Here is a 24,745-nt window from a genome sequence, read left to right as displayed (position 1 = left end):
CATCCGCGCGATCGAGGCTGTCACCTCCGTCCCGCTGGTCATCCACGGCGGGTCGGGTGTGCCGCACGGGCAACGGGCCGCACTGGCGCGCAGTTCGTCAATTTGCAAATTCAACATCGGGACAGAATTGCGTCAGGTCTTCGGCAGCGCGCTGCGCAAGACGCTGGCCGACGACCCTGCTCTGTTCGACCGGGCGCAGATCCTGTCCCGGATCGAAGCTCCGATTCGGAATGCGACCGTTGCCGTTCTGCGGTCCCTGGGCGACTGATCGAAACCCCGCTTCAGGATATGGCGACATTGGCACCGTTCAAGAACAGTTATACCGCTGCCTGCATCGCAATGTGATCACAGGGTGTAAGACGCTGTGTCTGTGGCAAGCGTTTCTCAAATCTCTTGATAAGAGCCTTTTATTCAATGCATGAGCGTATGTCAGACGATCTTTCGGGAATGTCCGACCAAGCTTCAATCGACCAGCTCCACCTCGCACCCCTGAAACCGCGCCAGGGCCTGTAGGCGACCCAAGTGATGCGTGCGCAGGAACGAGCCGTGAAATTTCGACGGCACCTTCAACCGCAAGACCCTGTTCCGTTCTCCCAACGATACCAGCGGCGCAAACCAGGCATTGAATACTCCGGGATCGTCAGCCTGCAATCGTGTGGCGATCTGCGACCATGCGCCTTCGCCCGCCACTGGAAAAGCCACGACTGTCGGATCGGACGCCGGTTCCGCAGGTTTGGCCCCCATCCGCTCCACGAAATCCGGGCCGACACATACCCAATAGGGTTCGGTCTGCATCAGGATCACATCCAGCCCCAGACCGTAACAGGCCACGCGACCGCGCGTCGAAGCACGTTTCAGAACCAGCCATCCCATATCGCGCAACCGCGCCATCTCACGCTTCACGGTGCGTTCATCGACGGACCAGAGCGCTGCAATCTCGCGCTGGCCTGTCGTCAACGTATCGTCCTGCCAGTTGTAGCGAGCAGTCACGAGGGTCATCAGGCGCAGCGCCAGACGCTGCCGATGTTTGTCACCTCCGCAGGCATAGGCCCCGAGGGCAGTCAGGACATCGTATTTCAGCGAGGCCGCATACCGCCCTGTAGCCCGCGTTGTCTCCCGCCGTTTCATTTGTGTCCTGTCTGGCCGAGACCCATCCTGTCCTCCCGCCCTTGCCGCTCAATCCACCGTTATTTCGGCAGTTGCCCTGATTTGCGTTGAGCGGACCGATTCTGTCAAGCACTCCCATGCCTGTCATTCATCCTGAAAGAAGAATCCGGTATGAATCTGGTATAGGGGGACACTCTGGTTGTCCTCCTATAGGACAGAAATGTCCCCTCAAAAAGCTTCGCGCTAGGGTCGATGTCACCCCAAATCAGTCTCTGGGACGCATATGGTGCCGAATCGGCATTGGCCCTTGCGTCATGGGTCCCGTCTTTCCCCGCGGGGAAATCATCCATCGCTGTTTCGTTCTAATCCGGGATTTACGCGGAGGTCAAATTCGGCGTATTCCTGATTACATGATCGAACAACGTTGAGGCAGACGGATGCTAGACTACCGCGACCTGCAGGAGCTGCGCGACAGCTCCCTCAAACTTCAGGGCTGGATACGACGGCAGACCTTTTCGCCTGGACATGAAAAGACGCTCCGCCGGTTCTCCTCATGGGAGGTATCGGAGCTTATTTTCCGCGTGAACCAGAATACCTTTCGCGGCCGCCTCGCCGCCGACCCTTCCCTGCCCTCCGGCGAAGTGGAGCAGGACGGACGGCAACGCTGGTTCAGCCTGGACGAGGTGAACGAGCTGCGCCGCAAGATGAAGATCAACCGCAAGTCGCTGATGCCCGCGCGCCCGACGGGCAAGCGCGCGATCCGGGTTGCCGTCAGTAACTTCAAGGGCGGCGCGGGCAAGTCGACGACGGCCCTGCATCTGGCGCATGCCGCCGCGCTTGACGGCTACCGCGTGCTCTGCGTCGATTTCGATCCGCAGGCGACACTCAGCCATTCGATGGGTCTGAGCGACGTTAGCGAGGACCACACCGTCTGGGGTATTCTGGCGCGCGATCTGATCCATGAAACACGGCGCATGAACAGCGCGACGCAGGGCGCAGAGTCGGGGCGCCAGATGCCGCAGCGTCGCTTGCCGACATCGATTGCCGACACCGGGCTTGGCGAATTGCGGGTGGCTGATTTCATAAAGCCGACCTGCTGGTCGACTATCGATCTGGTGCCAAGCTGCGCCAATGCGGCCTTTGTCGAATTCGCCAGCGCCCAGTATCGGCACATGAACCCGGATTGGTCGTTCTTCGCCGCCGTGTCCCGCTGGCTGGATGCCCTGCCCCGCGATGCCTACGATATGGTGATCTTCGATTGCCCTCCGGCCATCGGCTACCAGTCGATGAATGCGGTGTTTGCGGCGGATGTCCTCTATGTGCCGTCGGGGCCGGGGTATTGGGAATACGACAGCACCACGTCGTTCATCGGTCAGTTGTCGGAAGCGCTGGAGGATCTGGTCGGCTTCGGTGATTTCCCCGCGGGGAAATCGGATTTCGGCAAGAGTTTTCTGGACATCCGGTTTCTGCTGACCCGCTACGAGCCGGGGAATGATCTGCATCGCGCGATGAAAGATGCGTTCCACAAGGTTTTCGGTGACCGTATGGCGCTGCATCCGATCGAACACACGCGCGCGGTCGAGCAATCGGGGCGGTTCCTGAGTTCGGTGTATGAGATGGATTATCGCGATATGACACGGGAAACCTGGCGACGGGCGCGATCGACATTCGACGTCGCTTATGAGGAATTCAGGGACACCGTGCTGGCCGCATGGGACAATATGGAGGATGACGCATGAGCCGCAAACGCCGCATATTCGACGTGGATCTGCCGGAAGACGCCGTTTCAGAGCCATCCGACATGCCCGAGCTGGAGACGAAATCTGCGCGGCGCGGACCCATGGCTTCGGCCATCGGCGAAGTTGGCGATGCCCGGCGCTATCGTGAAAAGGTCGAGGCGGATATCAGGGCTGAAAATGACGCCCTGGCCCATGAGCTGGTACGCCTGAAGAAACTGGGCCTGGTGACCGATTTGATCCCGTTGGATTCGGTGCGCACGACCAAGCTGACACGGGACCGCCGTTTGTCGGACGACATGGATCTTGGCGATCTGAAAACATCGTTGCGCGAGATCGGGCTGAGCAATCCGATCCGGGTCGAGGCGGACGGGCAGGGCGGGTATGAACTGGTGCAGGGTCTGCGCCGATTGACCGCCTACCGGGAACTTCTGGTCGAAACCGAAGACGCCAGGTGGATGCATATTCCGGCGGGTATCTTCGCCACCGGGGAGAGTGACGCGGGTCTGTATCGACGGATGGTGGACGAGAACCTGATCCGGAAGGACGTCAGTTTCGCCGAGATGGCATCGTTGGCGCGGGCCTATGCCGCGGACGGGGTCGATGGCTGTGCGTCGCTGGATGCGGCGGTCAACGCACTGTTTGCAAGTGTTTCGCCCCAGAAGCGAAGCTATATCCGGCGGTTCGCTTTGCTGCTGGCACGTCTGGACAAGGTGCTGGAGCATCCGGCGGCGATGCCCCGCTCGCTTGGTCTGCAACTGGCAGATCGGCTGGAGGCCGATCCGGCGTTCGTAGGGGTTGTCAGCGATGCCTTGCGCGCCGCGCCGACGCGCGATGCGGCGGAGGAGCTGGCAATCCTGCGACGCGTGATCGAGGGGCATTCGGTGCCGCTACCGGTCAAGGCGCGGGGCGTGCCCAGGGGGCGGCGGGGCAGGGTGGCCCTGACGGTTCCGGTCGGACCGGGGGTGCGGGCAACAGCGACCCAGGGCAAGATGGAGCTGCGCGCCGATATTGATTTCGGGGCCGTGGACCGGGCCCGGCTGGAACGGGCGATCGAGGCATTTTGGCATGAGATCGGAGATGCGGAGTGATTTCCCCGCGGGGAAATGCAGTGATGAATTAAATATTATATTTCAATAGGTTGCCAATAAGTGATTGAATGGGCTAGTGGCTCTTGCCCTGTGCCGGGGGTGCGTCGTCCTGGCATCCGGCAACGTCTTGCCGAACGCTTTCCGTGGCTTTGGCCGCATTCATAATTCTGCAAAACTGAAGCGTATTTACCTAAACTTTTGGCAGGGTTGCGAAATATTGCCGATTAAATTACCCAAGGTCAGGGGGCGGCATGTCCATGGACTGCCGGACGAAGGGATGTGAGTGTGAACGGTTTCCGGCTTTTTAGCCTTCTGATGATCTGTGCCGCCAGCATATATTGGCCTCAGCAGAGTCTTGCCGCCGTCTACGAGGACTGGGCGGTATCCTGCCGAAATGACGTCTGTTTCGCCGAATCGACTGTCCTTGCCTCGGATCGGACCTGGTTGATGACGGTCCGTGCACGGGCCACGCATCCGGGTGCCGAGGTACAGGTCATCGTCCCGGCGGGCGTCCATATCGCCAGCGGCCTGTTCGTGGGCGTTCCTGGCGGAACGGTAAAGCAGGCGCAGTTCGTTCGCTGCGAAGCGCGCGCCTGCGAAGCGCAATTGAAACTTTCGGAAGCGGAATTGCTGGGCTGGAAGCGAGGGCGGGCAGCGCAGGTACGATATCGCCCGCGGGTCGCCGTGCGTCCTGTGGCATTTGAACTGTCGTTGAGTGGAATCACTGCCGCGATCCAGGACCTTGAGGAAAAGCAATGACGATGCGGGCATATCTTGCGGTCATGGCGGCCATCCTGACAATCCTCGGCCTGCCGCAGGTCGTACAAGCCCAGACCTTCGAGATTTCAGGCGTCGACTTTTCCGACAGCGTCTATCTGGACGAGGCGGAGTTGCAGGCCGTCGCCGCGCCCTACGTCGCGAGGCCCGTCGAATTCGACGATCTGCAAAAGCTGCTGGGCGAGGTCCAGGGCCTGTATTCCCGTGCAGGGATCGTGACGGCCCAGGCCATCATTCCGCCGCAGGAGTTGGTGAACGGTGTTCTGAAAATCGAACTTGTCGAAGCTTCGGTCGAGACAGTACGGGTCGAGGGGTTCGGCCGGACGCAACCTGATTTCCTGCGCCGCAACGTGTCGTTGAGACCGGGTGATCTGCCGGATTTCGAGCGGTTGGAACGTGATCTGCGGGTGTTCGACCTGAGCCATGACGTGACCCCGACGATTTCCTTCGAGCCGGGTGAGGCACCGGGGACGACGGTCGCTGTGATCCGTGGCGAGGCCCCGAAGCGGAATGTCTTCGGCGTGAGCCTCGACAACTATGGACGCGAAGAAACCGGAGAGGCGCGACTGACCCTGTCGGCGGTGCGGCGCAACCTGACCGGTGTGCGCGACACGCTGACCGCACAGACCACACTGACCAGCGGATCGGTCTCCGCAAACATCGGGTATTCGCGGCCCGTGGGGCCAGGAGGCGGGCGGATTCTGGGCTCGCTCAGTTATTCGACGTCGCAGATCATTGCCGGAACGTTCACGCCAATTGCCGTGTCGAGCGACAACATGGGCGTGACGCTGGCCTATCGCCGACCGATCCGGGTGCTGCCGTTCAGCCACGTCATCGTCGAGGGTGGGCTGGCTTATGAAACGTCGGAGTCGGTGACCAACGGCCTGCCGTTCTCGGACATCAAGCTGACGGAATTGTATGCGCAGGGAAGCTATTCCCGGCGGCTCGAAAATTCCGCCTTCAGCCTGTCGCTGGGTCTGCGGGCCGGATCGGCACAGGCGGCGGGCACCACACAGACCGAAGGCAGTTTCACGCTTCTGTACGGCAGCGCCAGCTATGCACGTCCCCTGACCGAGAGGTTCATGTTCGACGGCAACCTGCGGTTCCAGGTCGCGCCCGATCAGAACCTGCCGGTGGCGCGCCTGTTTTCGATCGGCGGTGTCGGATCGGTGCGCGGCTATCCCAACGATATCCGGTCGGGCGACAGCGGCGCGGTGCTGAACTTTCAGGTGTCGAAGCGCGAGCCGTTCAGCGTAGCGGGAGACCGGCTGTCGATTTCACCCTTTGCGTTTGTCGATATCGGGGTCGCGGTGCCGTTCAGAGCGACCAATGCCGGATTCAACAGCGATCAGGACCTGCTGTATTCGACAGGTCTGGGCGCGTTGTTCGATCTGAGCGGGCGACTTGACGTGCAGGCGGTCGCGCTGATCGGTGTGCCGCTGAAAGAGACCTTGGGATACCCGGACCCAAAGGCCCGCGCCTACATCGGACTGGATTATAAATTTTGAATGGTTCCCGGAGCGGAGCCCTGAAAATCGCGACTGAACTAAATGAATGAGGAACGAATGAAACTGACGGGATTGATACTGGCATTGAGCCTGACGGCAGGTATGGCAGCAGCGCAGGACGCCACAACCGACACGGAAACTGACGCTGCAACCGATGCGTCAGCAACCTCGCAGGATCTGGCGAACGGCACGACCTTCGGCGACTGGCTGGTGGCCTGCGAGGCGATCTCTGTGCGCGACACCGCATGTCGTCTTGTGCAGACGCTGACGCTGACCGACGGGCAGACGCTGGTCTCGAATTTCATCACCGTTCCGTCCGAGGATGGTGCCATCCTGATCGCGCAGGTTCCGATGGGCGTCTATCTGCCCGGCGGCGCGGTCTATCGCTTCGCTGGCGACGAGGACGCCGAGCAGCGCGAGATGATCTGGCAAAGCTGTCAGGGTCAGGTCTGCGAGGCTGCCGCGCCGCTGGACACCGAGGAGCTGGCCGCGATGGATGCGGCAGGCAAGCTTCTGTTCGGCTATCGCATCCGGCCCGACGCCGACCCGGTCGTGGTCGAGGTAGACGTGACGGAATTGAGCGAAGGCCTCGATGCGCTGCGCGCGGCCCGCAGCCAGTAACGACCACGCGCCCGTTGGCGCGTGATGTAAAGGCCGGTCGGCGCAGCCTGCGCCCGCCAGCAACCGAGACGAGTTAGGACGACCTGTGGTTGATCGCATCAGACAGACGAACGGAACGCGGGCAGGGGGCATCGGCCTTCTGTTGCTGGCCGGACGAATGGTCAGCCGAACGATCGCCATAGCGGCCTCCGTCTCGGTGGCCGTGGTGCCCGCGATGGCACAGGTCGTGGCCGATGGGGCGACGGCGACCAGCGTGACCTCCGGGGGCGCTGGCGTGACCAATGTCACGACGGCCACGGTGACGAACGGGACCGGCTACAACACCTTCAGCCAGTTCGACGTCGCGGCCGGCACGACCGTCAATGTGGTCGAGCCGACGGACGCAAGCGCGCTGGTGAACATCATACGGGGCGGGCAGTCGAACATCTCCGGCACGGTAAACGCGCTGAAGGGCAGTGCGGCAGGCCCGGTCGGCGGCAACGTCTTCTTCGTCAATGCAGACGGGTTCATGATCTCGGCCAGTGGCGTGATCAATGCCGGTAACCTGACGCTGAGCGCACCGAACCGCGATTTCGTCGACAATCTTGCAGCCGAAGCGACAGGGGGCATCGGGGGGTCCACGGCGGCGCTGTTCGCCGGGACGGAAAATCTGGTTGGCGGCGGCGATATCACGGTTGAAGGCGCAATCAACGCCAGCCGTCTGGACATGCGGGCCGGTGCGCGGATGATGATCAGCGGTCAGATCACCGTCGATGCACCCGATGCGACCGGTCGGATTCAGCCCGCGGTCAATGCGGAGGGCCGCCCCTCGGCCGGCGGTGTGTCGATCGGATCTGACGGAGTCGTGCGCCTGTTTGCCAAGGGCGACGTTGATCTGTCCCCGACCGTTGCGGCCCCGGCACCCAAGATCACGGCCAGCCGGGGCGATAGCGGCGGTCTGGTCGAGGTCATCGCCGAAGGCGTCCTGACGATCGACGCCGATTTCGACGTCTCGGGCATGAACGCGGGGCAGGGCGGTGCGGTCACGCTGTTCGCCGAAGGCAACGCCGCGATCAGCGACGCGACCGTGATCGATGCAAGTTCCGTCGCGGGCGACGCGGGCTTTTTCGCGCTGACCTCGAAAGCTGGCGATGTCACGGTCGGTCAGGTTGCATTCAAGACCGCCGAAACGGTGATCGAAGGCGAAGGCGTCACGGTTACCGGTGCCGTGACGACCGACGGCGGCAGCATCGCGCTGGTTGCCGACGACGCCGCGCGAATTGCCGCAGGAGCGAGCATCGATACACGGGTCAGGACGGGTGCCGGTGACATCGTTATCGTGGGCGAGACTATCAGCGTCGAAGCAGGTGCGAAATTGCAGGCGCAGAACTCGGCGGCGAGCGGACTCGTGGCCCTGACGGCACGGGCCGTCACCGAAGGTGTGGCGTGGAATTTCATCCCTGAAGAAAACGTCGCCAGCGTCACCATCGACAGCGCCACGATACGGGGTGGCACGGTGATCGTCACGGCGCTGGCCACGGCCTCCAATACCCTTGGCAGCGACGATGCCGCCACCGAGGCGGCGCAGGTCGCATCGATGGAGGACGGTGTCGCCGCGTTCGAGGCAGAGTTCGCGAACACCATCGACCGGATCGAAGGTCTGATCACCGACGGGTTCGAGCGCGGGTTGCAGACCGTTAGCGACCTTCTGCCGGTGCAAGTGCAGATCCTCAGAGCCGACGCGCGCGTGACCATTACCAACAGTGTCGTGAACGCGGATGGACGCTGGACACCTGCTGCCGTCACGACGGCGGATGCGACGGTCGACGGATCGGTTGACGGTGTCTTCTCCTCCACCGCACTTGGCGCAGGCACCACCCCGATGGGTCTGCGGATCGATGGATATGCCTTGTTCTCGGGCGGAGCGCTCGGGGTGAAGGTTTCCTTGCCGGCGGTGTTCGATACCGCTTCCGAGACTATGCTGGTTGCCAGTCACGCGCTGACCCAGTTTGCGATTGCCCCAAAGGCCTATGGGCTGGGCGTCGCGGTCGCGAACGCCAATACCACGTCGCGCACCACAATTACCGGTGGATCGCTGGTCAATACCGGCGGCGGTACGCGCCTTCTCAGCACGGCTTACGAAGATCATGCGCTGACCCTGAATGCCAGCAAGATCGCGAACGGTTCGAATGCGGTGGGCGTCGTTGTCCGCAGCCTTGAAAACCAGTTGCGCGTCTCGGGCGGCACGGTATCGACCACGGGCAACCTGATGTCCGAGGCGTTGACCGGAAAACGCCATTCCCTGTCCGTCGGGGCCAACGGCGGCACCAACGGTGTCGAGGCGGTGGCGATCAACGTATCGGTCGGGCAGGGGCTGACGGAAGCCGCGCTCGGAGGGGCGATAACGGTCGGCGGCGATCTGGGGCTGAGAGCGGAAACCCTGTATTTCGACAAGAGCTTCGCCACCACCGCCGCATTGGGTGCGGCGAATGTATTGACGACGCTTCGCAACAAGATCGTCGCGGGTGCCGCCCGCTCGCGCGGTCTGACCGCGATTGCCGACAAGGTTCAGGGCAAGCCCGCCGACCCAAACCGCAAGCCGCATTTCGGTATCGGTGCCGCCATCGGGGTCGAGGTCGATAACGACAATACGTTTGCCAGCCTAGGCGGCAGCTATCGCAATCTGGACGATCCGGCCCGTGCACTGATCGACCTGGGCACGACGACGGTTACGGCTGGAAATGTCGATGTCGTGGCGAATCTGCGGTGGGCCGATCGGCTGACCGAGGGTGGTGGCAGCCTGTCGAAGTCTGCCAGTGCGGCAATGGGCAAGATCAACTTCGTCGCCAAGAAACAACTCGCGATCTACAACGCCGCGAACGATCCCGATATCACCGAAGACGAATTGCTGGGTCGGTTCGACAACGCCATCATGCTGTCGGTCGGCGTCGGCGTCATGAATGGCGAGACGATGGCCGAGATCGGCGGCAATGCCACGATCAACGCCGCGACCCTGGATGTGAACGCGCTGACGCGCTATCCGAACACCAACGCCTTGGCCAATATCAAGACCGCATGGAGCGATTTCGCAACGGCGGTGTCGGATTACGAACTGTTGCCCGATGGCTTCGATCCGGCCAATCCGGGCGCCACGCAGCCGACGCCTCCACCCTTGAACGAGATGATGATCCTGGTCGATCAGGTCAATCCGCTGACCTATATCACGACCGAGGGAAAGGCGAAGGCCAAGGCCTCGACCCCCAGCGACGGAAGCCGCGACGGCATCGACGTCGAGGATCAGAAACTGGCCTTCGGTGTCACGACGGACGTTCTGGTTCTGGACAACACGACTGTGGCGACAATTCGCGATGGTGCGAGTCTGACCCTGTCGGCGACGGCGAACATCACGGCACTGCAACAAAGCCTGATGCTGCACATCGTGAACCTGCCCAAGGGCAATCCGCTGGGCGGCGACGTGAACGACAGCATCGGCGTCGGCATCAGCGTCGCGACGATGGCCAGCACCGTGCGCGCCGAGATCGAGGACGGAGCCACCGTCACCCTCACTAACCGCAGTGATCTGAATGTGACGGCAGGTCAGCGCAACATACGCGGAATGCTGGCATTTTCCGGAGGACAGGGGAAGAACACCGGGCTGAACGCTTCGGTCGCCGCCCTGGTCAGTCAGGCCGACACGCTGGCGCGGATCGGAGAGAATGCGCGTATCCTGGCCGGTGTCGTGGCCGTCGCGGCCGAAGACAAGTCTGTCAGCTGGTCCACGGCGGGTGCGGTCAGCGCGTCCGAGAACATCGGCTTCGGCGGATCGGGTGCGATCACCTTCACCAGTCGCAAGGTGCGTGCAGGCGTCATGGGGGTCGACGGGGCGGTCGGCTATGGCGCGACCGATACTGATGTCGTGATCGATGCCACATCGCTGGCGGTGACGGCATTGAACGACACGTTGGATGTGACCGTCACGGTCGCAGGCAGCAAGGTCAACGAAGGCAAACCCGACTCAGCGCCGGACGATCAGGGCCAGCAGGATCAGGACGACAAGATCATTCCCGACTGGCTGTTCGCCGATGAGGAAGAGGACGCGCTGAATGCGCAGAATAACGTGGAGACACCCGCCGCCGAGGACGGGTCGAAGCAGAAGAGCGGCTGGGCCGTTGCCGCCGCCGCATCGGTGAACCTGGTGCTGGCGAATGAAACCAGTGCGACGATCGCCACGGCGGGCCGGATCGAACTGACCGATGACCTGACGGTCACTGCCACCAGCAAACAGCTTGGCGTAACGGTCGCGGGGGCGATTTCCGCCGCCCTTGGCAAGACGCAAAGCGCGAATGCGCTGGCCGGGGCGTTCGGCGTGCACGTCGATACGCGGGCGCTGTCCGCCACCCTGCGCGATGCGACCGTGGTCGCAGGCGGGGCCGTCACCGTGGCCGGTATCGACCAGGCCACGGTCGTCAACGTCGCGGTCGGCGGCGCGGGCACATCCAAGGGCAAGATCGCGTTGGCCGGATCGGTTGCCGTGGCCGTTCTGGACGGTGGAACCGATGCGCTGATCGCGGATTCGGACGTGACGTCCGCCAGTCTTGACCTGAGCGCGACCGACACCAGCACGACGGTGAACGTCGGCGGCGCGGTCGGCATCAACATGTCCGCCAACGAAGGCGCGGGCGTCGGCGTCGGCGTGGCCGTGGCGGTCATCGACCGGGCAGCTCAGGCAATGGTGGCGGGGGTCTCGGCCTTCGATACGGGTGCGTTCTCGGTGACCGCGACCTCGACCCAGCGGATCTATGGCTTCGGTATATCGGCGGGGGTCGGCAAGACCGGACTTGCCGGATCGGTCGTCGTGAACACCATTTCGGGTGGGGCCAAGGCGCTTGTCGCAGGCACATCGACGGCGCGGATGGACCTGAAGGCCGAAAGCGTTGCGGTCGCCGCGACAGAAACCAACAGCATCTTCGCCCTGTCCGGCGCGCTTGCAGGGGGACGGCAGAACGCTATCGGTGCGGCAGTCGGCGTTAACGTCATTACGGCGGCGACCGAGGCGAAACTGGCCTATGCCGATGTCACCAACGCATCTCTGGGCACTGTCGACCTGACGGCCACCGGCACCAGCACCATCACCTCCATCGTCGTCGCGGGGGGTGCCACGCCCAATCAGACGGCAGTCGGTGCAGGTATCGGCGTCAATGTCATCACGGCGGGCGTCACAGCGAACGCGACTGGACTGGCAGTTACCGACGCGACAGGCTTTGCGGCCACGGCGACCGGCGGGCGTGAGATCTTCGCCATCGGCGGCGGCGCGGCCATCGGCGGGGCCGGCGCGGGTGGCGCGGCTCTGGTCGTCAACGTTCTGGCGGCGAACGACACCAGGGTTCTGCTGGACGATGCGAATATCTCGACCCGCGAGGGCGGCGCCATTACGGCGACGATGACGGCGGCGGATGTGATCCGATCGCTGGCGGTGGCGATTTCGGCCAGCAAAGGGACCAGTGTGTCCGGCGGTATCGCTGTCAACGTCCTGACCGGGAACAACGCCCTGTCGGCGAAAGGCGCGATATTGGCATCGGATGCCGGCGTGACGCTTGCCGCGAATTCCGGTGGAACCATCGAAAGCCTGTCGGGCGGTGCCGCGGTCAGCCTTGGCGGCACCGGCGTCGGTGCTGCGGTGTCGGCGAACTTCATCGACCGCACAAGCGATGTGATCTTCGACAATGCGGTCCTGACCACGAACAACAGTGCCCTGTCGATCACGTCGAACAGCACGACCGGTATCAAGGCGCTGGCCGTCGGGCTGGCTGTGTCGACCGGATCGACGGCGGTCAGCGGGTCGATCGCCATCGGCGACATCGGCAATACCGTACGCGCCGCCGGGGCCGGGGCGCAGCTTCTGGACAGCGGGGCAGGGTCCAAGACCATTTCGGCAATCAAGACGGACACGATCGAAATTCTGTCGGGTGCGGTGTCGGCCAGCGGATCGAATGCCATCGGCGGAGCCATTACCTCGGCCACGATCAATGGCGGCGCGGAAGCGCGGCTGACGGGTCTGGCGGGTCTGACGGGCACAGGCGATCTGACCGTAAGCGCAAGCAAATCCGGTGTGATCGATGCCATCGCGGTGTCCGGGTCGGGCAGCGGCGCAACCTCCATCGCAGGGTCCTTCGTGTTCACGATGATCGGCAAGCCGGGCGCGAATGCCGCCCGCAGCCAGGAAGTGCAGGGCGACACCGGCGGGTCCCCCGTCGCGGATGCCGAGGCGGATACGATCGCCGAGCGGGACAAGGCCGTCGCCGATCTGAACACCGCGCTGGCGAATAATGTCGGATCGCGGACGACCTTGCTTTCAACGCAGTCGCCGACGTTGACCAAAGACGACGTTACCGTCGCGGAACTCAGCGAAAATCTCACCGACGGACAGTTGGGCGCAACCAGCGTCACCGCAACCGACGGCGCCAGGATCCGGTCGCTGGCCGGGGGTGTGGCCGGAGGCGGCACGGCGGGTATCGGCGCGGGCATTTCGGTTAACCTGCTGTTCCAGCAGACCTTGGCCAGCATGAGCGTCACCGGCGCGAATACCATTACCGCAGCCAATGGCACGTTGGGTCTGCGCATTGCCGCTACCCAGACTGGCAGCGTCGAGACCGCGGGTATTTCCGGCGGTGTCGGAGGAACGGCGGGCGCGGCGGGCAGTATCGTCGTCAATGTCTCCGACCGCTCGACCGTTGCGGAGTTGCGAGGCACTACTACGCAGGCGACGCGCGCCAACCGGGGCATGAATTCCATCGCCGTCGAAGGCACGGATGTCGGCATTGACGTGACGGCCACGCAGACCGGAACCTTCAAGGCCCTGGCCGGAGCTGTCGGCATCGGCGGAACCGCCGGGGGCGGTGGCGCTGTCGTGGTCAACGTAATGTCCGACGATGCGCGCGCCAGCCTGAGCGACGTGGCGGTCAGCAGTTCTGATCCGGCAGACGCGGGAAATGTCGTCAATGGCGGTCTGGTGCAGGTCGCGGCAACACAGACCCTGACGCTGGAGGCCCTTGCAGCCGCCGCCGCCGGAGGCTCTACCGGCGCCCTGGCCGGCAGCTTTGCGATCAACGTGATCGACGGCGGCGTCACCGCGGAAGTCCTGCGGTCGCGCATCGCCGCCGGGTCTATTGCCATCAATGCCTGGGCGACGAACACGCTGCGTGCGAATTCCGGTTCCGTAGCGGCGGACGGCGGGGCGTCGATCGGTCTGGCCGTGGCGTCGAACACCACGGCGCAGAAAGTTCTGGCAGACATCGCGTCCAGCACCCTACAATCGGCGGGCAGCTTGACGGTCGGGGCGCAGGCGCTGACCGGATTGGGCGGAAACGCCATTTCCGGCGCCTTCTCTGGTGGGGTCGGTGTGACCGGCACGGGCGTCGGCAACGTGGCGCGCAACGATGTGCAGACGCGCATTCGCGCAGCGGGCGCGGCCGAAGCAAGCGATATGCTGGCGCTTGGCACGGTTGTGCTGCAATCGCGGGCGACCAATACGATCAGCCTGCTGGGTGGCGCGAAAGAAAAACCAACGGACAGCGATTCCGGTCCCGGCCTGAACCTCAGCCTGTCGGGTGGCGGGGCCGCCGGTGTTGGCGTTTCGGTCACCGTGAACCTGATCGAGAACATCGTCCGGACCGAAGTGATCGACGGCTCGGTCGCCACGGGTCTGGGCAACGGCGCGGCAGTCACAGCGCTGTCGGGTCTGAGCGGACGCGGCACAATCGCCGAGGCGACGGGCAGCACGAGCATGTCGATGGCCGCCGCCAACGGCTCCGCCGGAGGCGTGGCCGGGATCAGCGCGCTGGTCGTGGTGAACCTTCTGAAGGACAGCGCGCGCGTCGTGATCGGCTCTGGCACCCGCGAGACGGGTGGAGCGTTAGGCAGCTACTTCGATGGCGACACGGCCCCGGCACTTGGCGGAGCTACGGGTGTCGCCTTCGCGGCCTCCACGGCGCAGGATACGATCCTGAATGCGAAGATCGTCAATGCAGTCGAAAGTTATGCCGTGGCCATCGGCGTTGGCGGGTCCGCAGGAGTGGGCGCCGCAGTCGGCACGAACGTTGTCGGCAGCACGTCCGAGGTTCTGGTGAACACCGGCCAGATCGAAGCGAAGCGCGACGTCGGGATCTATGCCGAAACGCAGACGATCATGGAGAACTGGGTGATCGGGGCCGGCGGCGGGTTCGTCGGCGCAGCCGGCAGCGTCGGCGTCAGCATCCTGCGCGGTGATGCGCTTGTCACGCTGCGGATGGCACAGGTTCTGGCCAACCGGAATGTCGTGATCGACAGCTATGCCAAGAACGACGTGACCTCCTATGTCGGCGCGGCCAGCGCGGGCGTGGCGGCCCTGGGTGGTGCGGTCAACGTCACCTCTCTGACCGGACGGTCCGTGGTCTCGATGGAGCGTCAGACAGCCCTGGCGGCTCCGGTCGACGATACGACCACTGTGGGCATCGACGAAGACCGTGACAGCCTGATCGACGCGCAGGGCACCGTCACCGTGACAGCCCGCACGACAACGGATGTCGGCACGGCGGCAGCCGCCGGATCGGCGGGCGGAGGCGCGGTCGCCGTTGGTGCAAACGTGACGTTGAACGACGCCACCACACAAATCGTGCTGGATGCGGATCAGCGGATCAGTGGCGTCGGTGACGTCGCGCTATCGGCCAACGAAACCATCGATATCGACGGTCTGGGCGGTGCGATTGCTGCAGGGACCGGGTTCGGAGTTGGCGCAGGGCTTGACTACGCGCGACTGAGCGGTCTGACCGCCGTAACCATCGGCGACCGGTCGCAGGTCAATTCGCAAAGCGGCGCGGTGTCGCTGACGGCGAATTCGGCGCGCACGATCGACAGCATTGTCGGTGTCGGCGCTCTGGGCGGAGTCGCGGGCGTCGCGGCGGCGGTCGGCATCGTGGAGGCGGGTGGAACCGCGACCACCTCCGACAGCGAGGTCAACGACGACAACACGCAGGTCAGGGCGGATGCACAAAGCGGCCTTGCCGGAAGCGCCGACGAAGGCGACGGAACCGAAGCCGGAGCCAGCGCCGACGACAAACGCAATACTGCGAATGCGATGGCCGGATATGCCGGCGGCACGGACACCGACATGGAGGTCCGCACCGAACGACGCGCGCTGAACGTCACCGCTTCGGCCCAGCCGGATGCGGTGACGGTGTCACTGGGGCAGGATGCCTCGATCTTCGCGGGCGGAGCGGTGAACCTGACGGCAACCGCTGGTAACAGCATCACGCAGAACGGCGGCGCGGTCGCGGTCGGCGGTCTGGCAGGCGTGGTCAGCGGCACGCTGGTGACGAATATCGGCACGGCGGCACGCACCACTCTGGGCAATCGCAGCCGCATCGAAGCCGGCACAGACGTGACGTTGCGGGCGACGACCGGCGGTGTCGGCGGCGCTGCGGCGCTGGACGCGAATGCGGTGACGGTCGCGGCATCGGGATCCGTCGCGGCGGGCGTCGGCGTGGCCGTGGCCAACCTGAGCAGCGCGGCAGAGGTCACGCTGGGCGAGGGCGTCTCGATCACCGGCCCGGCGGCGCGAAACCTGAATTCCCTGACCCTGGAGGCCGCGCGCAGCGAAGTGCTGGACGTGCGCGTCGACAACGTCGCCGTCGGCGTGGTCGGTGGCATCGGCACAGCGGTCACACGGGTCAGCAATACCGGCGTGTCGGCGGTGAAGACGGCTACAGGCGGAACCCTTGCCGTGCTGCGCGCCACCACGGCGCGGATCACAGCCAGCGACGCCAGCCGCATGCTGGCCACATCGGTAGGCAGCGCGGGCGGCATTCTGGCCGGAGCCAACGGATCGGATGCCGAGGCGCGCAACAGCGGTCGGACCGAGTTGCTGCTGGATCGGGTCGATCTTCAGGGCACCACGTTGACGCTGGCGAATCTGTCGACTGCCGAGGCGCGGGCCAAGGCGACCGGCGTTGCCGTCGCCGGGGGCCTGGCCGTGGGTGTCAGTCTTGCGACCGCACGGGTGGACTCCACACTGACCACTCGCCTTGGCGGACGCACCGAAGGTCAGATCGTCGATATCCGGACGGAACTTTCCGGGGTTCGGGCGGGTCAGACCGACCCGTCGCGCAATGCCTATGCCGAAGCGAAATCCACGTCAGGCGGCATCCTCAGCGGCAACGGCGCGAATGCGAAGGCCTGGCTTGCCTATACGATCTCGACCGATGTGGCGGGCTCCCTGCGGGGCACGTCCGGCACGTCGTCGCGGATCACGCTTGGCTCCGATGCCAATACCGCGACGGCGGAATCCTTTGCCTCGGGCAAGGTATTCGGCGGCGTGGCCATCGGTGCGACGCTCTCGTCGGCCGGACAAGAGGCCGGAAAGGTCGCGTCGGTCAGCACGACATTCACCAATGCCACCGTCACCGGCCAGAATGTAAGCCTGCGGGCGACCAATGATCCGACTGTGCGAACCACCGCGGAAAGCGGCTCGGGCGGTCTGGTGGCCGGATCGGGTGCTGAAGTCGACCAGCGGATCAATGCGAAGACAGCCCTGACGTTTGCAGGCACGACGACGCTGGCTGCCCGCAACCTGAGCATTGCGGCGCGCCAGACCGGGCGCACCAGCAGCAGCCTCGATACCCTGTCCGCCGCCCTTGTGGGTGTATCGGGCGCGAAGGCCAAATCGACGCTGATTGCGGATACCGACGTCACGCTGGGCGGTGGCACGGTGGTTCTGGCCGATGCGCTGGACATTGCGGCGGTTACCCGGTTCGAACGTCCGCAACTTGCGGCAAATGACGGCTTCAACGTTGTCAGCGGTTCGGGCGGGGCACTGGACGTGGCGGCTATCGTCAGCACCGTGACGGTGGATGCGAACACCGACGTCACCATCGCCGGTGGCGCGCGTCTGACGCAGACCGCCGCGCGTGAAGCCGGGGCCCTGTTCCGCATCGGCGCGGCCAGCGACATGGAATTGAAAGACCGTCTGAATCTGGACAGCGGTGGCGCAATCGCTATTCCGATCGGCAATTCTACTGTAAATGTGCGGACCAATGGCGTGAAGGTCACGATCGGTGGCGCCGAGGTGCGGGCGACGGGTCTGTTGCAGCTTTATGCGGGTGCCGAAGCGGACATGCGGTCGGAGGTCGATACCTCGACTTACGGACTTGCGGGTGCAGGCACGGCGAACAGCCGGGCGTTGTTCGCCTCCGATACGCAAATTCTCCTGAACAGTGGCACGCTGCTGGAGAGCCTTGGCGATGTCGAAATGTTGGCGGGCTATACAGCCAATGGCGCGCAGGCGATCAAACTGCGGGCCGAAAGCCGGGTGTTCAACAAGACGGCCATCCCGATCCCGACGGTGCCGGTCGCCGATGCGACCGCCAACACGATCTCGGGTGTTTTCGTAGCCGACGGTGCAAAGGTGCTGGCGGTTCGCGACGTGACACTGTTCGCCGAAGAGGGCGGGCGCGACATCGTTGGCTATGGGCGTGGCAAGGATCTGTATCGCGAAGTCCTGGGGGCCATTGCCAGTGCAGTGTCCAACGCCTTTGGCGGCGACGACGTCAGCCTGGATATCGAAAGCGGGGAAAGCGTCAGCCTGTCCAACGATCTGATTACGGTGGACGGCATCGTCCGCGCCGGGTCGCGCAACAAGCAGGTCCTGATCCTGGATGCGAACAACGAAATTGATAACTCGATCGCCGGAGATTTCCCCGGCGGGCCGTTCACCAACGCCGACGCGGAGGGCATCACCTATCGCGTGCTGCTCAACCAATCGGTGTCGAGTGACCTGAGGAACCGTATCGACGAATTGACCGGGTTCCTGACCAACACCACGCTGAACCAGGACGCCAAGGCGGTCACCGCCTGGACCGCCGAGCGCGATCAGCTCAATACCCGCCTTGCTCTGGAGCCGGGCGGCACCCGCACCGTGGTCGAACTGGATCCGATCATCGCGATCGAAGGCAACATCTACATGCGCGCCGATGCGGTCGTGGGCGGGCCGAACGGCCTTTTGAAGGCACCGGGCGACAGCGTCGTGCTGGTGCAGTTGCAGTCCGGCGCGACGCTGAAGACATCAAGCATCACGATCCCGTCCGATGAAGGCGGACGCATCGTGTTCAATGACGTCGACGTGGACAGTGCCGCGAAGATCAATCAGGTGGGCGATGGCCGTGCCGGCAGCTATGCCTACAGCGTCGTCAACGGCGAAAGCTCCGACGATCCGGTCGTCAATCTGGCTACGGCCAACGGCGGGTCGATCATTGTGAACGGCGCAATCTCGAATTTCCGGGGCCTGGTCGAAGGAAACTCCGACAAGGACGTGGACATCCGTGCCGATATCACGGCCAAAACGCTCAAGTTCAACGCACTCAACGGCAGCTTCACGCAGGGCTTCACCTGGGGCTTCACCGAAGTCGATGGCAGCCCGGAGGCAATCTATGATGCGTTGTTCGACAGTTACGAAAATTACTACCGGACATTCGTCCGTGCTTCGGCAACCGGCACGGCGGTAACCTACTCTCGCGGCACAATTCCTCTTGCGCCGCGCCAGGGCGAGATCCGCGCCGGGGCAAACGTGTTCATCACGGCGGATTTCCTGAATATCAACGGTCTGGTTCAGGCCGGTCGGGGCACTTACGACGTGACGTTGGGTGCAGGGTTGCAATCGCGTCTGGACACGCTGGCGACTGTCGCGGGCGCGGGTCGCCTGCAATTGCACGATCCTCTGGAGACCGGGACAGACCTGGTTCCGCGCGACGTTAACATCACGTCAAACGTCGCGGTCTATTACAATTATGAGACCGACACGATCGAGCTGGACCCGATGCTTGTGCAGGGGGGGACGATTGTCCTGACAGGTCAGGTTCTCAGCACCGGATCGGGTGAATTGCAATCGCTGGACGGGTTTGGACGCATCAATGTCGTCAACGAGACGACCGCACCGATCTATCTGACGCGCACGGATCTGGGACCGGCGGGCGAGGGCATCGAAGGCCTGGTGCGGATTACGGACACGTCGAAGCCGCTGGGCGGCGGACGGTTCCTGACCACCGAATACCGGCGTCTGGGGAACACGATCCAGCAGGTGGACAACACGACGTTCACGACAGTGACCGACGAGTTCGGCCTGACCCGCGAAGTGCCCACATTCGAGGTGGCGTCGTTCGGCGGACGCTCGAGCACATATCAGCCCGTTCTGAACCGCGATTATGTCGTTCTGCGCGGTGAAAAAACCGTCACCGAAACCGATTTCCTGCGGAATGAACTTGTCGTCATCGGCATCAAGGGCAGTAAGACGACAGTCACCAACTCCACCACTGACACACGGGCATTGCCGATCGAACAGCTGGGAAGCGGACCATATCTGACGGCATCGCTGGGTGGGGACGACTATGGGTATGCCCTTACGGCCACTAAGCTGTCGGAGAGCACGCAAGAGGATGTGAACTACCGCAAGACCCACGACAGCGTGCGGTGGTATAAACTTGGCTCCGGGTATCGTCATTTTCGCTGGACCGACATTCGCACAACCGTGCAGCTCTATGAACATCGTCTGAAGGCCGATTATCCGATCGCTGTAACCTTTGGCGGCTCCGACAGTGGGTCATTCAACGTTGCATCCGTCGGGACGGTCATCTTTGGCGACGCACTGACCAATTTGTCCGGAACCAGCACGGTCACATCTACTACCGGGTCGATCCTGACCGGGGGCACCCAGATCGTGTTGGAAACCGGCGATCTGAGCCTGACGGCTCTGAACGGCCGGATCGGGTCGATCAACGGTGCATTCCGTATCGACCAGACTGCAGGCGCGGTTTTGACGGCACTGGCCGGAACCGACATCAACATCCGAGAGATGGACGGCGACATGAACGTCGCGCGCATCGCGACCACCAACCGCAGCGCCGATTTCGGGCGTAACATCGTGGGGGCTGTCAAGCTGGACGCACAGGGCGGTATCTTTGCCGCAACCGGTGCCTCGGCGGTTCAGGTCACCGGCAGCCAGATCGAGCTGAAGGCCGCGACCGGGGGAATCGGCGCGTTGACCATAGACACGCAGGAAGGCGATCTTATCGCGCTGGCGCAGGACAATATCGATCTGACCGAAGTTTCGGGCGATCTTGCCCTGCGGTCTGTCGAGAGCCAGTTGGGAAGTGTCGCGCTGACCGTGGACACGGGCGCGCTCTTGGACAGGAATGCCATCGAGACCCGCGATCTGAGGACCGAGGCGGAGCTGTCGACGCTCTATACCGAGCAGCTTGATCTGAATGGAAGCGAAGCGGCCGACCGTTCCACGCAGCAACTGGATGCGTTGCGCGCCGAACAGGTGCGGCTCTATGACGACTATTGGGATCGCCGCGAAGCCGGCGATACCGACCCCACCTTCACGCTGGATGCCGCGACACGCACCGTCCTTCTGACGGGTGCGGGCAACAGTGCGGCGGAACAGGCCAATTATGACGCGCAACTCGACATCTATGTCGCCCAGCGGCAGGCCTATTTCGACCAGTGGGATGCCGATGCGGCGCGCAACGACAGTTTCGTACCGGTTCTGTCCGCAGAACAGACGGCGTCCGCACTGGACGGGATCGAATGGACGGTAGACGAGCTGACACGCTCGCTGGATGCCGGGCTGATCCTTGGGACGGCGGACACCAATACGCGCGTCGAAACGCCGAACATCACGGCCAAAGGCGACATCACACTTCGGGTGCAGACCGAAGTGGGCGAATTGCGCGACCCCTATGTCATCTCGGGTGGTCGCCGTCTGACAACCGAGGACCTTCTGGTTCTCAGCACTGCGGAACGCTCGGATCTGGATCTGACCATTCCGGGTGAGGTAACGATCCGGCAGGCCGAAGACCTGAACTTCGCGATGGGCTCCGAAGGCAAGCTGACCATTTTCGCGGGGCAGGAAAATATCTTCCTCGGCTCCGATGGGGCGGCGGACGTGGCGCGCATCCAGGGCACCAAGGATATCCGTCTGAAGGTGGATGGCGACCTGACCAATGCGGGCACCAACCCGGTGGCCATCACCGGCAGTCTGATGATCCTGGAGAGTGGCAACAACGGGTCGATCGGCACGGCGGCCAACCCTCTGACGCTGGAGGTTCTGGCGGGTGGCAATGCGGTCCTTCGCGGCGGCACGGGGGTCTATGTCTCGGCACCCGTTGGCGATCTGCCGTTGGGCGAAGTGTTCAGCAATGCGCGGGCGGTCCTGTCTGCGCAGGGCGCGATTACCGATTTCGTCGGAAGCGGCGTCAGCCGTATTCGCGCTGCCTCGATCTCGCTGGATGGCGGATCGATCGGGACATCGGCAGTCAAGTTGCCTGTCTGGGTCGAGGGCATCGACGGAACGATCGAGGTTACAACCCGCGTCGGCGACGTGAACCTGATCAGCGGGCGCGACGCAGGCAATGGCGTTACCGCCCTGCGGTTCGGCAAGCTGGATGTCGCTCAGGGCGGCGAGATCGAGGCCGAAGGTGAAGCGACCCTGCTGGTGGCGGCGAATTTCGGCGGCACCTCCACATTGCGCTTCACACTGGCCGAAGGGCTGGGCGTCGATCCTTCGCTGGGCACCGCGACCGTCCTGACCGGCGGCACGGCGATCTTCACCAGCCGCGGCCCGGTTCCTGCAGGAACGGGTGTCCTGCGGACCAGCCTGTCGGGTGTATCCTTCGCCGGCACCGGCGCGACCGCTTTCACCTTGGCGAACGACCGCGATCTTGTGGTCGGATCAATCACGCAGAACGATGCCGACTCCACGGTCACGCTGACAGTCGCCGGGGCACTGGACGCGGGCACCATTGCGGTGCCGGGGCTGGTGCTTGCGACGGCGGAATCAGTGACACAGGGCCGCGTTTCTGCCGGGCGATTGGTGATCGACAGCACTGGCGACGTCGGTGCGCTGGCGGCGCTGGACCTGACGGTCGGCAACCTGAACCTGAAGACGGACGACGGCAACGCTGATCTGATCCTGCGGGATCGGGCGACCGAAATCGAACGGATCGTTCTGGGCGGGATCAATTCCCTGATGCTGGACGCCACGGGCAGCGCGGTGACGCTGGCCGCAGGTGAGGGCATCACGTCGCAAGGCGGGGCGCTGACCTTCGCCCTGTCGAGCCTGAACGCAAACGCCGACATCCGCAGCAATGGCGGAGCTATCGGAATCGACGCGACAGGTGTCGTGACGCAAAGCGCAGGCACAGAGATCAACGCCGGGGCCGGGACCATCCGGGCCGGACTGGCCGACGATGCGGTGTTGTCCGGGCTGGTCACGACAAACGCCTCCGCCAATGCACTGGGCCTCACGGTGGGCGGCACGCTTTCGGTCGCGGCAGGCGAATTGGACGACGTCCTGGTCGCCAACGCGGCTGGTGCGGTGACGACCCTGCGTCTTAACCGGGCGGCCCCGATCGGGCCGAACGGATTGCGCGTCAACCTGGATACACTGGATGCCGAGACGGCTTTGGGCGACCTGCATGTGCTGGAGCGTGATGATCTGATCCTGCGCTCCGCCACGATGGCGGACGGCGCGCTGGATCTGCACACTCTGGCCGATCTGACGGTGCAGACCGTCGCCGCCACCCGGCAGGTCACGTTGACCGCAGGCGGATCGCTGCGCGGCGAAGGCGCTGCCATCGGCGGCACCGACATCCGGCTGTTTGCCTTCGGCGGCGATTTGACCGGCGTGACCGGCAACCGCTTCACGGCGGACACGTCCGATGGGTCGATCCTGCATTTGCTGGCGCTGGACGACCTGCGCTATGTCGAGACGGCGGGCGATCTGGTCGCATCCTTCGCACTCGCGGAGCGGGGCGATCTGGAGCTGGAGGCCGCCGGATCGCTTACGCTGGGTCTGTTGGGCGCGGGCGGGACGTTGCGCCTGTCGGCGAATGGCGACCTGACCGTGAACCGGATCGGTCATGCCCGCGTGGACATCGCCGACGAGGTGGCGCTGCAACTGGTCCGGCCCGAACTGATGGGCATCAAGCTGGCGTCGTCGCCGATGCTGGCGTCACTGACAGCGAATGGTGTCGGTGCGACGCTTCGGGGCGGATTGCTGTCGGTCAAGGATCGATTGGAGCTCCGGGCCGAGACGGTGCTGGTCACCCTGCGGGACGACACTACGGAGGACGGACTCGATCTGGTGGTGACGGATGCAACCGGAGCGATGACCGGGCTGGTTCAGGTCGATCAGGTCGATGGCGGCATCGCACCGCTTCTGACCGATACTTTCGCACCGGTGACCGGGCTGGACCGGGACCTGGACTATACCGGCGAGACCCGACTGGTCGAAAGCCTGATCGGCAATGGCGAGGTCACGGTGCAGGGCACCGCGCTGTTGGCGGGGCCGGACTTGCGGATCGGCGGGGACGTCTGGCTGCGGCAGCGCGAATTCGATGTGCTGGCGACGATCACCTATGTCGACCTGGACCTGGAGGCGGACGCGCAGCTTCTGGATCTCAACCAGACCGGCTTCCAGGCGGATCTGCGAGAAGGGCTTGATCTGACGGTGAACAACATCCTGGTTCTCAACCGCCGGACTGGCGGGGTCGGGGTGAACGGCGGACAGGGCTTCGGCTTCCTGGTAGGAACCGAGACGGCGATTCTTGGTCTCAGCTTCCGGCAGGGGACGGGGGTCAACAGCACGCGCCGCTTCGGCGGCATCCTGGAGACAGGGGTCGTACGCCTGCCAGTGCAGGTCGACGAGGATCAGGAGGAGGAACAATACGTGCCGATGATCCAGGCCGCATTGCGGTGAAGGGGGCGTACGCGGGAGGAGAGCCTCCCGCGTTGCCGTGCGGCATGAGATCTGGCGGGCTATCGCGTTAATACGAAGCGATGGCCGGGATCGATCGCATGCTCTGATGAAACAAGCGACCGTTGCTGACCGCATCGCCCT

The 24,745-nt window shown here is 63.9% G+C and carries 8 protein-coding genes; 7 read left to right on the top strand and 1 reads right to left on the bottom strand.

What is annotated here, in order from left to right; translation table 11 throughout:
- A partial coding sequence (locus AC13C2_RS00440; protein WP_482885583.1) for a class II fructose-bisphosphate aldolase occupies positions 1-268 on the top strand: 268 nt, incomplete at its 5' end.
- A gap of 194 nt (positions 269-462) precedes the next feature.
- Here AC13C2_RS00440 and AC13C2_RS00435 read toward each other — a convergent pair.
- Positions 463-1,128 carry a DnaA N-terminal domain-containing protein gene (locus AC13C2_RS00435; RefSeq protein WP_482885582.1) on the bottom strand — a complete coding sequence of 222 codons (666 nt, stop codon included), beginning with the start codon at positions 1,126-1,128 and terminating at the stop codon, positions 463-465.
- Between the two features lie 416 nt (positions 1,129-1,544).
- On the opposite strand from AC13C2_RS00435, the gene AC13C2_RS00430 reads away from it, so the two are divergent.
- From AC13C2_RS00430 to AC13C2_RS00405, 6 genes are all read left to right on the top strand, one after another.
- Complete coding sequence (locus AC13C2_RS00430; protein ID WP_474522643.1) at positions 1,545-2,846, top strand: AAA family ATPase; 1,302 nt, start codon at positions 1,545-1,547, stop codon at positions 2,844-2,846.
- Positions 2,843-3,934: a ParB/RepB/Spo0J family partition protein gene (locus AC13C2_RS00425; protein WP_482885581.1), complete on the top strand. Its 1,092-nt coding sequence runs from the start codon at positions 2,843-2,845 to the stop codon at positions 3,932-3,934. The genes AC13C2_RS00430 and AC13C2_RS00425 overlap by 4 nt, the downstream gene beginning before the upstream one ends.
- Positions 3,935-4,249: 315 nt before the next feature.
- Positions 4,250-4,693, top strand: coding sequence for an invasion associated locus B family protein (locus AC13C2_RS00420; RefSeq protein WP_482885585.1), 444 nt, complete (start codon positions 4,250-4,252; stop codon positions 4,691-4,693).
- Positions 4,690-6,219 carry a ShlB/FhaC/HecB family hemolysin secretion/activation protein gene (locus tag AC13C2_RS00415; RefSeq protein ID WP_339643703.1) on the top strand — a complete coding sequence of 510 codons (1,530 nt, stop codon included), beginning with the start codon at positions 4,690-4,692 and terminating at the stop codon, positions 6,217-6,219. The genes AC13C2_RS00420 and AC13C2_RS00415 overlap by 4 nt, the downstream gene beginning before the upstream one ends.
- Before the next feature lie 57 nt (positions 6,220-6,276).
- Positions 6,277-6,840, top strand: a complete 564-nt coding sequence (locus tag AC13C2_RS00410) for an invasion associated locus B family protein (protein ID WP_482885580.1) — start codon at positions 6,277-6,279, stop codon at positions 6,838-6,840.
- An 85-nt stretch (positions 6,841-6,925) separates the two neighbouring features.
- On the top strand, positions 6,926-24,604 hold the full coding sequence (locus AC13C2_RS00405) for a leukotoxin LktA family filamentous adhesin (RefSeq protein ID WP_482885579.1): 17,679 nt from the start codon (positions 6,926-6,928) through the stop codon (positions 24,602-24,604).
- Positions 24,605-24,745: the final 141 nt, after the last annotated feature.

This window comes from Jannaschia sp. L-14R (assembly GCF_056857695.1).
Note: the sequence above shows the minus strand (reverse complement) of the source record. Positions and strands in the feature narration are given on the sequence as shown.

Excerpts from the sequence above, each read along its gene's own strand:
- AC13C2_RS00435 (WP_482885582.1), bottom strand. The coding sequence starts at position 1,128 with ATGAAACGGCGGGAGACAACGCGGGCTACAGGGCGGTATGCGGCCTCG.
- AC13C2_RS00430 (WP_474522643.1), top strand. The coding sequence starts at position 1,545 with ATGCTAGACTACCGCGACCTGCAGGAGCTGCGCGACAGCTCCCTCAAA.
- AC13C2_RS00425 (WP_482885581.1), top strand. The coding sequence starts at position 2,843 with ATGAGCCGCAAACGCCGCATATTCGACGTGGATCTGCCGGAAGACGCC.
- AC13C2_RS00420 (WP_482885585.1), top strand. The coding sequence starts at position 4,250 with ATGATCTGTGCCGCCAGCATATATTGGCCTCAGCAGAGTCTTGCCGCC.
- AC13C2_RS00415 (WP_339643703.1), top strand. The coding sequence starts at position 4,690 with ATGACGATGCGGGCATATCTTGCGGTCATGGCGGCCATCCTGACAATC.
- AC13C2_RS00410 (WP_482885580.1), top strand. The coding sequence starts at position 6,277 with ATGAAACTGACGGGATTGATACTGGCATTGAGCCTGACGGCAGGTATG.